This window comes from Isoptericola halotolerans, assembly GCF_013149785.1.
GTDB lineage: Bacteria > Actinomycetota > Actinomycetes > Actinomycetales > Cellulomonadaceae > Isoptericola > Isoptericola halotolerans.
In genome coordinates this window covers 926,207-940,926 of sequence record NZ_JABEZU010000002.1, presented here as the reverse complement: position 1 = coordinate 940,926, position 14,720 = coordinate 926,207, and the positions used below count along the sequence as shown (strand labels likewise).

At 70.7% G+C, this 14,720-nt stretch carries 9 protein-coding genes; 1 reads left to right on the top strand and 8 read right to left on the bottom strand.

Going from position 1 to position 14,720, the window contains the following annotated elements; genetic code table 11:
- The first annotated feature begins 368 nt into the window (after window positions 1-368).
- Window positions 369-920, top strand: coding sequence for a GNAT family N-acetyltransferase (locus HDG69_RS11915; protein ID WP_343036403.1), 552 nt, complete (start codon window positions 369-371; stop codon window positions 918-920).
- Between the two features lie 25 nt (window positions 921-945).
- Here the strand turns inward: HDG69_RS11915 and HDG69_RS11910 are convergent, their stop codons facing one another.
- The 8 genes from HDG69_RS11910 to HDG69_RS11875 all read right to left on the bottom strand — a co-directional run bounded on the left by HDG69_RS11910 (window position 946) and on the right by HDG69_RS11875 (window position 14,667).
- Window positions 946-1,599: a hypothetical protein gene (locus HDG69_RS11910; RefSeq protein WP_171783975.1), complete on the bottom strand. Its 654-nt coding sequence runs from the start codon at window positions 1,597-1,599 to the stop codon at window positions 946-948.
- Window positions 1,600-1,781: 182 nt separating this feature from the next.
- On the bottom strand, window positions 1,782-2,780 hold the full coding sequence (locus tag HDG69_RS11905; RefSeq protein ID WP_171783974.1) for a sugar phosphate isomerase/epimerase family protein: 999 nt from the start codon (window positions 2,778-2,780) through the stop codon (window positions 1,782-1,784).
- A gap of 43 nt (window positions 2,781-2,823) precedes the next feature.
- Window positions 2,824-3,444, bottom strand: coding sequence for a hypothetical protein (locus tag HDG69_RS11900; protein ID WP_171783973.1), 621 nt, complete (start codon window positions 3,442-3,444; stop codon window positions 2,824-2,826).
- 222 nt (window positions 3,445-3,666) lie between these two features.
- Window positions 3,667-9,459: a ThuA domain-containing protein gene (locus HDG69_RS11895; protein WP_171783972.1), complete on the bottom strand. Its 5,793-nt coding sequence runs from the start codon at window positions 9,457-9,459 to the stop codon at window positions 3,667-3,669.
- 279 nt (window positions 9,460-9,738) lie between these two features.
- Window positions 9,739-10,914, bottom strand: a complete 1,176-nt coding sequence (locus HDG69_RS11890; protein ID WP_171783971.1) for a Gfo/Idh/MocA family protein — start codon at window positions 10,912-10,914, stop codon at window positions 9,739-9,741.
- A 102-nt stretch (window positions 10,915-11,016) separates the two neighbouring features.
- Window positions 11,017-12,087, bottom strand: a complete 1,071-nt coding sequence (locus HDG69_RS11885) for a substrate-binding domain-containing protein (RefSeq protein ID WP_171783970.1) — start codon at window positions 12,085-12,087, stop codon at window positions 11,017-11,019.
- A 49-nt stretch (window positions 12,088-12,136) separates the two neighbouring features.
- On the bottom strand, window positions 12,137-13,150 hold the full coding sequence (locus tag HDG69_RS11880; RefSeq protein WP_171783969.1) for an ABC transporter permease: 1,014 nt from the start codon (window positions 13,148-13,150) through the stop codon (window positions 12,137-12,139).
- Entirely contained in the window at window positions 13,147-14,667 is a 1,521-nt protein-coding gene (locus HDG69_RS11875; protein WP_171783968.1) for a sugar ABC transporter ATP-binding protein, read from the bottom strand. Before HDG69_RS11875 ends, HDG69_RS11880 begins: the two co-directional genes overlap by 4 nt.
- Between the last annotated feature and the right edge of the window lie 53 nt (window positions 14,668-14,720).

Below are 14,720 nucleotides of genomic sequence, written 5' to 3'. Positions count from 1 at the left end.
AGCACACTGTTGAGTTCTCAAACAACCGACGCACACCATCCAGCACCGGAACAACCGCTCCGGCCCCATCCGGGGCAACCCTTCAACCTTACCCGTTTCGCCTCGCCCTGTCCAACCCGCTCTCGCGGCCCGGAGGCTGACTCTCGGAAGGCCCCACATCTCTGACCTGACCGCGCACGAAGGCGGGTCCTGGTTGTTCGATGTGAGTTCCAGCCCCGGCGGCCACCTCGCGGTGTCCGTTCCCTGTCGGGCTGACGTCGAGAACGTTACACGCCGATGTCGGCCGCGCCAACTCCGGTGACCGTGACCCCCGGCACACGCCGACGCGACCCCTCCTGTGCGCACCGCAGCACGCTAGGTTCGAGGGCGTGACCACCGCTGTCGTCCGCCCCGCCCGCCCCTCCGAGGCCGCCGAGATCGCCTGGCTGGCCGCGCTGACCTTCCCGCTCGCGTGCCCGCCCGGCACACCGGTCGCCACCATGGCCGCGCACGTGGCCGCCCATCTCACGCCGGCGCGCTTCACCGACTGGGCACTGTCGGCCGACCACCGCCTGCTGGTCGCCGACGACGGCGGTGCGCCTGCCGGCTACGCGCTGCTCGCCCGGGGGGAGCCGGGCGACGAGGAGGCCGCCGCGCTGCGGACCGCCGCCGGGCCGGGCCCCTACGTCGAGCTGTCCAAGATCTACGTGCGCCCCGACCACCTCGGGGCCGGCACCGCCGCCCGGCTGATGGCCACGGCGTCCGAGGAAGCGGCGCAGCTCGCGCCCGGCCTCCCGTACTGGCTGGGGACCAACAGCGAGAACACCCGCGCCCAGGCGTTCTACCGACGGTACGGCTTCGACGTCGTCGGGCGTCGCACCTACGTGGTCGGTGGGGTCGAGCACGACGACATCGTCATGCTCCGCGGCGACATCCACTGACACGGGCGGTCGCGGACGGCACCGTTCAGTGCCCGTGGCCCGCGTGCGGGTCGTCGATCGGAGCGCCGTCCTCCCCTGCGCGCAGGACGACGTGCAGGTGCCCCTTGTCCGCCGCGATGTAGAGCAGGTCGAGCTGCATCGCGGCCATGCCGAAGGCATCGACGGCCTGTCCCCGGACGTCGCCCGAGAGCCCGTACAGCGTGCCCGCGGTCGGCGGGTCGGCCGCAGACCCCTGCTCGACGAGGTCGACCGAGCTGCCCAGCATCTCGACCGTGAGGGCGAAGCCCCGACGGACCATGTTGTGCTCCGTCGCGCCCAGGGGGAGGGCCTCGGCGTCGGTCGCCAGCGCATCGAGCACGCCGCGCCACCGGTCGAGCTCCTCCGCCGTCGGCTCTCGACGGGACGACCCGTCCGGCGGCTCCGCCGCCTGCAGTCCCTCGAGCACCGGCGAGAGCTCGTCCTGGAGCTCGAGGCCGAACTCCGCCAGCGCCTCCAGGGTCTGCTCGTTCCGCTCGACCTCGGCGCGCTCGAGCTCCGCGACCCGTGCGGGGTCGACGGCGGCGCCGGACGTCGGGCCGTCGTCGTCACCCCACGACAGGACGGCGATCACGACGAGCACCGCCGCGACCGTCGCCCCCGCGACGAGGGCGACCACACGCCGTGGTCCGAGGCGTGGCACGGGGCGCTTCGTGGACTCGGCCACGCGGGCCGACGATCTGGGGTGGCGCACGGCTTTCCTCTCACTGTGGTCGTGCGGGCGCGGCCGGCCGGTCGACGACGCCCCTGGCGCGGTCGCTCGCCGGGGCGTGCGCGGGACGAGGGGTCGTCCCGCGCACGCACTCGCCGGCGCGGCCGGCGCCGCTACTTGGAGGAGAACGCTGCGTCGAACGCGGCGTCCGGGGCGTCGAACGCCAGCCGGCGGACGAAGCCGACGGCCTCGGCGGCCCCGACGAGCCGGTCCATGCCGGCGTCCTCCCACTCCACCGACAACGGGCCGTCGTAGCCGATCGCGTTGAGCATCCGGAACGCGTCCTCCCACGGCACGTCACCGTGGCCCGTGGAGATGAAGTCCCAACCACGGCGGGGGTCCGCCCAGGCCAGGTGCGACGAGAGCCGCCCGTTACGACCGTTGAGCCGCTTCTTCGTGTCCTTGCAGTGCACGTGGTAGATCCGGTCGGCGAAGTCCCACAGGAAGCTCACCGGGTCCAGGTCCTGCCAGACCATGTGGCTCGGGTCCCAGTTGAGCCCGAGCGACTCTCGGTGCCCGATGGCCTCCAGCGTCCGCTGCGCCGTCCAGTAGTCGTAGGCGATCTCGCTCGGGTGCACCTCGAGCGCGAACCGCACCCCCTCCTCCTCGAAGACGTCGAGGATGGGGTTCCACCGGTCGGCGAAGTCCTGGTACCCGGCGTCGACCATGTCCGCCGGCACCGGCGGGAACATCGCGACGGTCTTCCAGATCGAGGACCCCGTGAAGCCCACCACCGTGCGCACGCCCAACCGGGCCGCCATCCGCGCCGTGTCCTTGATCGCCTCGGCGGCCCGCCGGCGCACACCCTCCGGGTCGCCGTCGCCCCAGACCTCCGGCGAGAGGATCTCCTGGTGCCGGCGGTCGATCGGGTCGTCGCAGACCGCCTGGCCCGTCAGGTGGTTGGAGATCGCGACGATCTTCAGGCCATGCCGGGCCATCAGGTCGAGACGCCCCTGGACGTACTCCGCGTCGTCCCAGCGTGAGACGTCGAGATGGTCTCCCCAGCACGCCAGCTCGAGGCCGTCGTAGCCCCAGCCGGAGGCCAGCGTGGCGACCTCCTCCAGCGGCAGGTCGGCCCACTGACCGGTAAAGAGACTGATCGGTCGTGCCATGTTCGGCTCCTCTCGGATGGGGCCCGACGACGTCGGGCCAGGGTCAGCTTCGTGCGCGACGCGCACGCAGGATCAGGACGACCGCGACCGCGCCCGCCACCAGCAGGGCGGCGAGCATCCAGCCGCGGCCTGCCCAGCCGTCGCTCGACGACGTCGGCGCGCCCGCGGCGTCGGCCCCCGTCGTCCCGGTGTCGGTATCGGTATCGGTCTGGTCGTCGGCCACCGGCGCGGCGCTCGGCGGCGGCAGCACGTCCACGGACGCCGAGGCGGACAACTCGTCCGGGCCGGTCACGTCGACCTCCAGGGTCCAGTGGCCAGGACCGAGCTCGCCGGGCTCGGACTTGTACCAGCCCACCCCGGAGGAGGCGGAGAAGAGGGTCAGCGGGCCCACCTCCTCACCTGCGCTCGAACGGCCGGTCACGACGACCTCCGCCGACTCCTCGACGGGATGCCCGTCGTTCTTCCAGGTGAGGAGCACCGTCACGCCCCCGGCACCGTCCGTGCCGAGCTCGGCGGCGACGTCGCCGCCGTGAGCCAGACCCGGCGCCGGCACAGCGGCCAGGCCGAGCGCCAGCAGGGCGGCCAGGACCAGCCGCGCCCACCACGTGCGTGCCGCACCCACCGGTACGGCGTCGACCACCTGGTTCATCTCGGTCTCCCTCATCTCTTCACGTCTTCACGATCGTCGAGCGCCCGGGTTCTCTCGCGACCGGAGCGGAAGCCTCGGCACAGGACCGGAGCGCACCCGCCCTGTGCCGAGGCACCGGCCCCTCGGGGCCGGCCTGCCGTGGGCGGACCCGCTCCCTGCAGGTCCCGGGCCAGGGATACCTGCAGGTCGACGCGCGCCCGCCCACGGTGCCCGGTGCCTCGTGGCACCGGGATCAGATCACCCGCACGTCACCTCCTCGAGGGTGACGAGCAGGGTGGCACGGCGTCCGTTCGACTCCTCCCAGTCGCCGGACAGGACGAACGAGACACGCGGTCCCGGCGACGCGGTCACCTGGTACGTTCCCGGCGCGAGAGCCGAGCCCGACACCTTGCGACCACGCTTGCCGTCGTCCCAGTGGTGCAGGTCGTACTTCCGGACGGTGTCCATCGGTACCCCGACGATGCTGCCCTTGTCGCCGCACTGCGGCTGGGTCACCACGACAGCCGGCGAACCGGCCACCGGGCACTCGGGCTCGTCGATCGTCACGACGAGGACGCCGATACCGCTGGCGTTCACCCTCCAGGCACCCTCCGGTGCGACGACGTAGCCGTCGGACGGCCTCGCGGCCACCCGGTACGTGCCGGGTTCGAGGTCGGACGGGTCGGTCACGACCGCACCCGCGCCGTCGTCGGTCACCGGACGGATCACGTACCGCAGCCCCTCGGTCTCCGCACCGACGATCGAGCCGCCGGTCGTCGCCAGGGTGCCGTCGGGCGCCCAGGTGCACGTCGCCTGGGTGACCTCCACCGACGGTGTCACCTCGGTGGCGCACTCCGGGTCGGCGATCGTGACGACGAGCGTGGCCTTCCCCGACGGGCTGGACTTCCAGTCACCGTCGAGCTCCAGCACGTACCCGTCCTCGGGGGTGGCGATCACGTGGTACTGCCCCGGCGCCAGGTCGGACAGGTTCGCCGGCTTTCCGGCCAGCGCCCCGTCCACCCAGTTGTGGAAGACGTACCCCTTGACACCGTCGACCGCCACGCCGGCGATCGAGCCACCGGCGTCGCAGGTCGCCTGCGTCACGGTGACGGCCGGGGTGGCCGTCATCGTCTCCGGCTCGGCGATCGTGAAGGTGACCGTCTCGCCGACGACCTCCTGGTCACCGGCCGAGGCCCGGATCTGCACCTCGTGCTCGCCCGGCTCGGACACCACGACCGGGGCCGTGTACTCCGCCCAGCCGGCGCCGTCCACGTTGACCTCGCGGTACACGGTGGCGCCCTCGGGGCCACCGTCGGTCTCGACCGTGACCGTCACCGGTCCCAGCCACGACCCGTCCGGACCGTCCGGCTCCGCCGGATCGATCGATCCCGTCACCGTCAGCGGTGCGGAGTCGCCGATGACACGGAAGTGGTCGAACGACGCCGTCCTGGACGCCGTCTGCGGCCCGCCGAGGGCGTACAGCCCCACGCGGGCGTCGTCCAGACCGGCGTGCGACACCGTCTGGCCGAGCGTCGACCACTCCTCCCCGTCCGCCGAGTAGGACCCGGTGAACGTGTCCCCGTCGCGGGTGAGCCGCAGCCACCACGTGCCGGAGTCGAGGTTGTCCACACCCGGCTGCGGGTTCTGGACGGCACCGCCGACCTCGCTGCGCAGCTCGAGACGACGACTGACCTCGGCTCCCGGGGCGTTGTCGACGACGTAGTCGAACTTCACGTACTCGTCGTCGTCCCCGTACACGATCAGCCCGGCCTGCTGGTACTGCTCGTCCAGGGCCGAACCGTCCACCAGGGTCTGGACCGTCCAGGAGTCACCTGGCTGGTCCTGCACCACGATGTTCGGCACGTCGCTGTTGTCCGTGCCGTAGATGTCCGTCGCGGTCGTGTCGATCTCCAGCGCGCCCCCGGTCACCCGGTAGCCCGACGGGTCCTCGCGCACGACCTCCCACCGGCACGTGTCCAGGGCGTCGCCCTCGAACTCGTCGTCCGGTCCCGGGGTCGACGCCGTGTCGTCCGGCACGATGTGGAACCAGTCGAACTGCGCCTCCACGATGTCCGCCTGGGTCCCCGAGCCGGCGAGCGCGAACAGACCCACCTGGGGGTCGTCCAGCCCGTCGAGGGACTTGGTCTGCGGCATCTCGGTGAAGGTGACGCCGTCGGCCGAGTACGACGCGTTCAGGTCGCTCCCGTCCGAGCTCGCCAGTCGCACGTAGACCGTGGACGGGTACGCGGCGCCCAGTGCCGCCGTGTTCGAGTCACCGACCTCCTGCGGGTCTGCGCCCTCCTCACGGATGAACTGGAAGACCCGTGTGGCCGGGTCGGCCGGCGCGGACCTGCCCTGGATCACCATCTTGGCGTAGTCGTCCGGACCGTCCCAGATCAGCAGACCTGCCTGCTGGTACTGGGCGTTCGCCTCGACCGTCAGCTTGGCGGTCGCGGTGAACGGTCCCTCCGGCAGATCCTGGAGCACCAGGTTGGGGACGTCCTCGTTGTTCGTCCCGTAGAAGTCGCTCCGCGTGGCCGGGAGGGTCAGGTGGCCGTCCGCCACCTGCAGACCCTGGTCACGGTTCAGGACGTCCCACCGCTCAGGATCGAGCTCGTCCCCGAGGAAGTCGTCGGACCGCCCTGTGAAGCACAGACCCGGCTCCGACGTCTCCCGGTCGACCTCGATCGTCGCGTACTCGACGGCGAACGCACCGCCGCCGTCGGTGACACGCACCTGCAGCCGGTAGGTGCCCGGCTCGTCGTAGGTCACCTCGAACGTCTCGGCACCGGCCTCGAAGCCGTCACCGAAGCCCGCGTCCCACGCGATCTCGAGGTCACCCGGTGTCTCGTCGGGATCGTCGGCGACGACCGTGGCGACCACGTCGAGCGGTGCGGTGCCGGAGGTCGGCTCCACGGTGAGCTCGACGTCGGGCCGGACGTTGTCCGTGACGCCCCGGCCGTCGATCTCCATCCAGTTCACGTTGGCCTGCCCGGAGACGAGCACGAAGTACAGCGTGCCCGTGCCCGACGGGACGTCGGACAGCTCCGTGCCCGCCAGCGTGTAGGCCTGCCAGTCACCGGTCGCGGGCACCTCGATGCTGCCGATCTCCGGGCCGTCGGGGGCGTCCCAGCGCACCGAGACCTGTCCACCGTTCGGCGATGCCGCGCGCAGCGAGATGCCGTCGACGGACGCCAGGCTGATCGGCTCGTGCGCCCACCAGTCGTCCGGCTCGATGTAGCCGATGTTCTGGCCGCCACCGGCGGAGTCACCGGTCGTCTCCACCACGACACCGGGGTCACCACCGCTCGTGGAACCCTCGAGCCGACCGGTCGAGGTGTAGAACTCGGACTGCAGCAGCTTCGGCTGCAGCACCTGCAGGTCGTTGGCCGTCAGCGGCACCCCGACCTCCCCGCCGTCGTCCGAGTAGGTCGCCTCGATCACCCAGAAGATGTTCGCCTCGATGCCGTGGCCCTCGTCGCGCGCCGTCTGGAACGAGCCGGAGCAGCCCTCGAGCTCGTCGAACGGGTGGGCGTGCGAGTCATGACCGAGCGAGGTGAACATCGTGACGTCGCTGCAGTCCACCTCGCCGTCCGGGTCGTCGACCTCGATCTCGTACAGGACCTGGTCGCCCCACTCGAAGAACCCGCCGTTCTCCGGGAAGGTGATCGAGATGCTCGGCGCCTCGTTGCCCACCACGATCGACACGTTCGCGACGCCGACCTGGCCGGCCGTGTCCGTCACGACGAGCTGGGCCGTGTAGGCGCCGTTCTCGGTGTAGGTGTGCGTCGGGTTCGGCTCCGAGCTCGGCTCGGACCCGTCACCGAAGGACCACTGCAAGGTGTACTCCTCGCCACCCGGGTGCCGGGTGCCCTCCGAGGAGAACTGCACCGTCAACGGGGCGTGGCCCGAGGTCACGTCGGCCGAGGCCCGCGCGATGGGCGCCGGGTTGCCCTTGACGTAGTTGACCTTGTAGATGCCCGAGGTGTCGTTGTTCCCACCGAAGCCGGCACCCCAGTCGATGACGTAGAGCGCGCCGTCGGGCCCGAAGTCGAAGTCCATCGGACGGTTGAAGCCCTCGGACGGGTCCAGGATCCCCGGGAGCACCCGGTTGATGTTGACGATGTCGTCGCGCTGCTCGCCGGTGAGCTGGAACGAGTACATCCGTCCCTGGTTCCACTCCCCGAAGAACGCCTTGCCGTCCCAGTACGCGGGCCACTTGACGTCCGAGTCGAGCTCGGCGTCGTACTCGTACACGGCGCCGCCCATCGGGGCACCACCGCCACCGATCTCCGGGAACAGCGGGTTCGCCGCGTACCCGTACCAGACCTCGGCACCGATCGCGGGCGGCAGCTGCTCGATCCCCGTGTTGTTCGGGGAGTCGTTGACCGCTCCCCCGGCACAGTCGAACGCCGCTCCCGACTGACCGGTCGCGAAGTTGTAGTCACGGAAGTCCTCGTTCGGGCCGGTGCAGTACGGCCACCCGTAGAACCCCGGCTCGCTCACCACGTTCCACTCGACGGTCCCGGCAGGGCCGCGGTTGGGGTTGGCGCTGTTCGCGTCGGGCCCGTAGTCGGCCACGTGGACGTTCCCGGTCGCCGGGTCCACACCGATGCGGAACGGGTTGCGGAAGCCCATCGCGTAGATCTCCGGCAGCGTGTCGGCTGTGCCGGCCTCGAACATGTTGCCCTCGGGCACGGTGTAGCTGCCGTCCGGCTGCGGCGTGATCCGCAGGATCTTGCCCCGCAGGTCGTTGCTGTTGGCCGACGTGCGCTGCGCGTCGTAGTTCTGCCGACCGCTGCGCTCGTCGGTCGGGGTGAAGCCCTGCGACTCGAACGGGTTGGTGTTGTCGCCGGTGGCGACGTACATGTTGCCCTCGGCGTCGAAGACCATGTCACCGCCCGCGTGACAGCACGTCTCGCGCTGCGTGGGGATGACCAGCACGGTCTCCTCGCTCGCCGGGTCTGCCGTCCCCGTGGAGAGGTCGACGTCGAAGCGTGACACCCGGTTGTGCGGTCCCTGGTCACCGACGACCCGCGGCGACCAGAACAGGTACAGCCACCCGTTCTCGGCGAAGTCGGGGTCCAGCACGACACCCGTGAGACCGTCCTCGTTGGACTGCGTGACGTCGAGGGTCATCGCCGTCGAGGTCACGTTGGTCTCGGGGTCGATGACCCGCAGCCGCCCGTCCCTCTCGACGTAGAAGACCGTGCCGTCAGGTGCGACGTCGAGCATCATCGGGTTCGCGGTGCTCTGGTCCAGCGGGACCATCTCGAAGCTGTCGCTCTGCGTGGCCGAGCAGTCGGAGTCGACGACCCCGGCCGCGGTGCGGATGCCCCCGAGCAGGTGCTCCAGGAAGTCCGGCTCGGCGAACGACTCGTTGGTGTGACCGCCGCCCGTGTACCAGGACCGGCCGCCGTCGTACTCGTGGCACCAGGCGATCGGGTGGTCGGCGCCCATGGCGCCGCTGCCGACCTGATACGTGGACTCGTCCAGCGACGCGAGCACGTGGACCTCGTCCCGCGGGCTGGAGCGGAAGTTGTACCACTCGTCGTACCTCTCCCACCGCTCGGGCAGGTGGTCCGTGGAGGGGTGGACGGAGTCCTCGACCTTGATCGTCGCGTCCTGGTTCGCCGGGTGCGAGGCGAAGTACGCACCGACCAGCTCGCCGTACCAGGGCCAGTCGTACTCGGTGTCGGAGGCGGCGTGGACGCCGGCGTAGCCGCCGCCGTTGCCGATGTAGCGCTCGAACGCCTCCTGCTGCTCGTCGTTGAGCACGTCACCGGTGGTGGAGAGCCAGACGACGGCCTCGTACTGCTCGAGGTTCTCGTCGGTGAACGCCCCGGCGTCCTCGGTGGAGTCCACCGAGAAACCGTTCTCCACTCCCAGCTGCTCGATCGCGGCGATGCCGGCAGGGATGGAGCCGTGGCGGAATCCCGCCGTCTTGGAGAAGACGAGGACGTCGAACGGGTCGGTCTCGGCCGCGACGTCGACGTCGACGGCTTCGTCTGCGGCAGCCGGGACGGCGGCGCTCGCCGCCGTCGCCAGCATCAGGGGTAGGCACACCGCTGCGGCGGCGGCACTCGCGACGAGGCGAGTCGCTGCGCGCGGTCTGCGCGAGAGCACGTGTATCACCAAGATCTCCTTCGTGGTGGGTCAGTGGTGCTGCGCTCCGAGGCGTGGCGAGAGCTCGGCCCTGAGCTCTCGTCTGCCTGACGGCGACGGTGTCGCCGGTCGTCCTGCCCGCGGACGGGCGTCGTCGTGCCTCCTTCCTCTGCCGGGGCGAGGCTCACCGGTGGCCGGCGTCGTCGCCGGCCACCGGTGGTGCCGTCAGATCTCGGTCCAGGCACCGCCCGAGTCCGAGCTCCGCTCGACGGCGTCGAGCACGCGCTGGACCGCCAGCCCGTCGGCGAACGAGGGCGTCGGCGCCCTGCCTGCCGCGAGGTCCTCCACGAGGTCGACGACCTGGTGGGTGAACCCGTGCTCGTACCCGAGCCCGTGGCCCGGGGGCCACCAGGCGGCGACGTACGGGTGCTCCGGCTCGGTCACCACGATGCGGCGGAAGCCGGCCGTCGCGCCCGGCTCGTCGCCGTCGAAGTAGTGCAGGACGTTCATGTCCTCGAAGTCGAACGCCACCGAACCGCGGGATCCGTTGATCTCGAGGCGGATCGCGTTCTTGCGGCCCGCAGCGAAGCGGGTGGCCTCGAAGCTCGCGAGCCCGCCACCGGACAGCCGGCCGAAGAACAGCGCCGCGTCGTCGACGGTCACCGGGCCCGTGCCCTCGCCGGCCTCGCCGGTGAGCCCGCTCGACGACGCCGCCACCGGCCGCTCGGTGACGAAGGTCTCGAGCGTGCCGTTGACCCCCACCACCGACTGGTCGGTCACGAACTGGGCCAGGTCGACGACGTGGGCACCGATGTCGCCCAGTGCGCCCGATCCCGCCTTCGCCTTGTCCAGCCTCCATGACAGCGGTGCGGCCGGGTCGGTGAGCCAGTCCTGCAGGTACTGGGCCCGGACGTGGCGGACCTCGCCGATCCGGCCCTCCGCCACGAGCTGGCGAGCCAGCTGGATCGCGGGGACACGCCGGTAGGTGAAGCCCACCATGGAGCGCACGCCCCGGGCGGCGGCCCGTTCGGCGGCGGCCGTCATCTGCTCGGCCTCGGCGACGCTGTTCGCCAGCGGCTTCTCGCACAGCACGTGCTTGCCGGCGTCGAGCGCCGCGATCGCGATCTCCGCGTGCGTGTTGCCGGGCGTGCAGATGTCGACGAGGTCGATGTCGTCCCGCTCCAGCAGTCGTCGCCAGTCGGTCTCGGTGGACTCCCACCCGAGCCGCTCGGCGGCTTCGGTGACCCGCTCCTTGTCACGTCCGACGACGGCGGTCATCTCCGTGCGCAGCGGCAGGTCGAAGAATCGGGGTGCGGTACGCCACGCCTGCGAGTGCGCGGCGCCCATGAACGAGTAGCCGACCATCCCGACGCCGAGACGGGCGCGTGCTGCATCACCCATGTGTGTGGTCCTTCCTTCGTGGGGCACGGCCCGTGCCCGCGAGGCGGCCAGGGCCGCGGCGGCGGGGACAGGGCCCCGCCGCCGGGTCGAGGTGTGCGTCCGTCAGGACCGGAAGCCGATCTCCAGGTACTGGTCGACGTTGTCCGCCGTCACGACGGGCGCGAACAGCTGGGTCGTGCGCGGCACGCCCGCCGAGGCGAGGTCGGACATGTTCTTGGACTGGGCGATGAGGCGGGCCATCTTGATCCCGTCGGCCGCCTGCGTGGACGGGTAGATGACCGTGGCCTGCAGGACCGAGTCACCCGACTGGATCTCCTCCATCACGTCGAGCGAGCCGGCGCCGCCGACCATGAAGAACTCGTCGCGACCGGCGTTGTCGATCGCGGCGAGCACGCCGACGCCCTGGTCGTCGTCGTGGTTCCAGATGGCGTCGATCTCCGGCTCGGCCTGCAGGAGGTTCGACGTCGCCGTCTCGCCGCCCTGGATCGTGAAGTCGGCGGAGACCTGCGTGGAGACCGACAGGCCGCAGTCGCTCAGCGCGTCCGCGAAGCCCTCCGAACGGTCCTGCGTCAACGGCAGGTTGGCGATGCCCTGGATCTCGGCGACGACGGCGTCCGACTGGCCGCCGAGCTGCTCGCAGATGTAGGTGCCGGCCGAGACACCCATGCCGTAGTTGTCGCCCAGGATCGTGGCGCGGGCGGCGAACGGGCTGGAGAACTCGCGGTCCACGTTGACGACCGGGATGCCCGCCTCCATCGCCTCGATGGCGATCTCGGTCAGGGCGTCGCCGTCGAAGGGCAGCAGCACGATGGCGTCGACGCCCTCGTTGATGAACTGCTCGATGTGGCTGATCTGCATGTTGACGTCGTTGGTGGCCTCGGCCTGCCGCAGCTCGACGTCCTCGTAGCCCTCCGCCTCGTCGAGCGCGGCGCGGGTGATCGCACCCATCCAGCCGTGGTCGGCGGCGGGGGCGGAGAAGCCGATGGTGATGGTCTCACCGGGCTCGTCGTTCGCGGTGCCGCCCGCCGCACCCTCGTCAGCGCTCATGGAGTCGGAGTCGTTCTCCTCCTCGGGCGGCTCGTTGCTGACGCAACCGCTCAGCAGGAGGGCAGTCGTCGCTGCGGCGGCCGTCAGGCCGAGCAGACGGTGGTTTCGAGTCATTCGTGCGGACATGAAATCTTCCTCGATTCGATCCGGTGTTGATGGGAGAGGCTTGTCGCGGCTAGGTCGTCGACGACGGCTTGTTGGCGAAACGCTGCTGGAGCAGCACGGCGACGACGATGATGAGGCCCTTGGCCACGAGCTGGGCCGAGGACGACATGTTGTTCATCACGAACACGTTCGTGAGCGTGGTGAAGATGAGGACGCCGAGGACGGTGCCGAAGATGGTGCCGCGACCACCGGCGAGCAGGGTGCCCCCGACGACGACGGCGGCGATGGCGTCGAGCTCCAGGAGGAACCCGTTGGTGGACGTGCCGGCCGTGGTCCGGCCCAGCATCCCGACGGCGGCGATGCCGGCGGTGAGCCCGGCCAGACCGTAGATGTACACCGTGTGACGCTTGACCTTGATGCCGGCCAGCCGGGCTGCCTCGGCGTTGCCGCCGATGGCCACGGTGCGGCGGCCGAAGGTCGTGCGGTTGAGCAGGAACCAGCCGGCGATCGCCACCACGACGAACATCCACACGAGCACGGGCACGCCGAGGAAGTCCGCCCGGAAGAAGGCCGTGAACTCGTTGGACTGGACGCGCTGGGTCTGCCGGTCCGAGATGATCTCGGCCAGACCGCGAGCGCCGGCCATCATCGCCAGGGTGGCGATGAACGCCACGACCTTGCCGTAGGCAATGATCGCCCCGTTGATCAGGCCGGCCGCGGTGCCGACCGCGAGGGCGGTGAAGACGATGACGATCCAGTGGAAGCTGTCGGCCATCGTCTGGGTGGCGAGCGTCGTCGCCCAGACCGTCGCGAGCCCCAGGACGGAACCGACCGACAGGTCGATGCCGCCCGAGGTGATGACGAAGGTCATCCCGATGGACACCACGCCCAGCACGGCGGCGAGCCGCAGGATGGTCAGGATGTTCCCCCAGTCGGCGAAGCGCTCGCCGCCGGTGATCACACCGACCACGCAGATGAGCGCCAGCGCCAGGACCAGCCCGAGATTGCGCCCGGCGGAGCCGCGCAGCCACGACGACCGGGAGGCGTGCTCCTCGGCCGGTGGTGCTGATGTCTGGGTGTTCACGCGACACTTCCTTCCATGACGAGGTCGAGCACACCGTGCTCGTTGATGTCTTTCGCCGGGCACCGGTGGACGACCTCGCCGTCGGAGACGACCAGGACGTTGTCGGCCAGCCCGAGGACCTCGGGGATCTCGCTGGAGATCACGACGACGGCGTTCCCGGCGTCCGCGAGGCGGCGGATCAGCGCGTAGATCTCCGACCGGGCTCCGACGTCGACGCCGCGGGTGGGCTCGTCGAGGAGGAGCACCTCGCAGCCGTGCACCAGCCAGCGGGCGAGCAACGCCTTCTGCTGGTTCCCGCCCGAGAGGGTGCGTGCGGCGCGTCCGGCGTCGCGGGGCCGCAGGTCGAGCGCCTCGATCTGCACGGTCGCGGCCTTCTTCTCAGCAGGCTCGTCGAGCCAGCCGGCCCGGGCGAGGCTCGCGAAGGAGGACAGCGTGATGTTGCGGTAGACCGGCTCGTCCAGCACGAGCCCCTGGCTCTTGCGCTCCTCCGGGCAGAGGCCGATCCCGGCGTCCACCGCGGCGGGCACGTCACCCGGGCGGAGCTTCTTGCCCGACACGGTGACGGTGCCCCGGGAGGCGCGCCGCGCGCCGTAGACCGTCTCGATGATCTCCGAGCGCCCCGAGCCGACCAGACCTGCCAGCCCGACGATCTCGCCCGAGCGCACCCGGAACGAGACGTCGTGGAACGTCCCGTCCAGAGCCAGCCCGTCGACGTCGAGCAGGACGGGAGCGTCCTCGGCGACGCCGGGGCTGTCGGGGAAGACGAACTCGACGTCGCGACCGGTCATCAGTCGGATGAGCTCGTCGGTGGGGGTGTCGGCGACGCGGAGGTTGCGTCCCACCGTCTTGCCGTCCTTGAGGACGGTGATCCGGTCGCCGATGCGCCGGATCTCCTCGAGCCGGTGCGAGATGTAGATGATCGCGATGCCCTGGTTGGTCAGCTCCTCGACCACACGGAAGAGGTTGTCGACCTCGCCGGAGTCCAGCACGGCGGACGGCTCGTCCATGACGATGACGCGAGCGTCGTGCGACAGGGCACGCGCCATCGAGACGACCTGCTTGCCGGCGGCCGGCAGCGAGCTGACCTCGCGGTTCGGCGAGATCTCGCTGTGGCCGAGGCGCGCGAGGATCTCGCGGGTGCGGCGCACGAGCTCGCGGCGCCTGGTGAACCCGCCGGTCGCCAGCTCGTGACCGAGGAAGATGTTCTCGGCGACGGTGAGACCGTCGACGACGTCGAGCTCCTGGTACATCGTGGCGACGCCGTGCTCCAGCGCCGCCACCGGGTGGGGGATGTCGATCGGCTCGCCGTCCATGAGGATCGTGCCGTCGGTCGGCTGGTGGGCGCCGGCGAGGACCTTGATGAGCGTGGACTTCCCGGCGCCGTTCTGGCCGAGGAGGCAGTGGACCTCGCCGGGCAGGACGTCGAGGTCCACCCCGTCGAGCGCTCGGGCGCCGGGGAACGTCTTCACGATGCCTTGCATCTGCAGCAGCGGTGCTGGGGGGTCTTCTGTGACCATGTGACGAACGTAGACGGACTTATGTTGGCCGTCAAGCAAAAGTGCGGGTACTT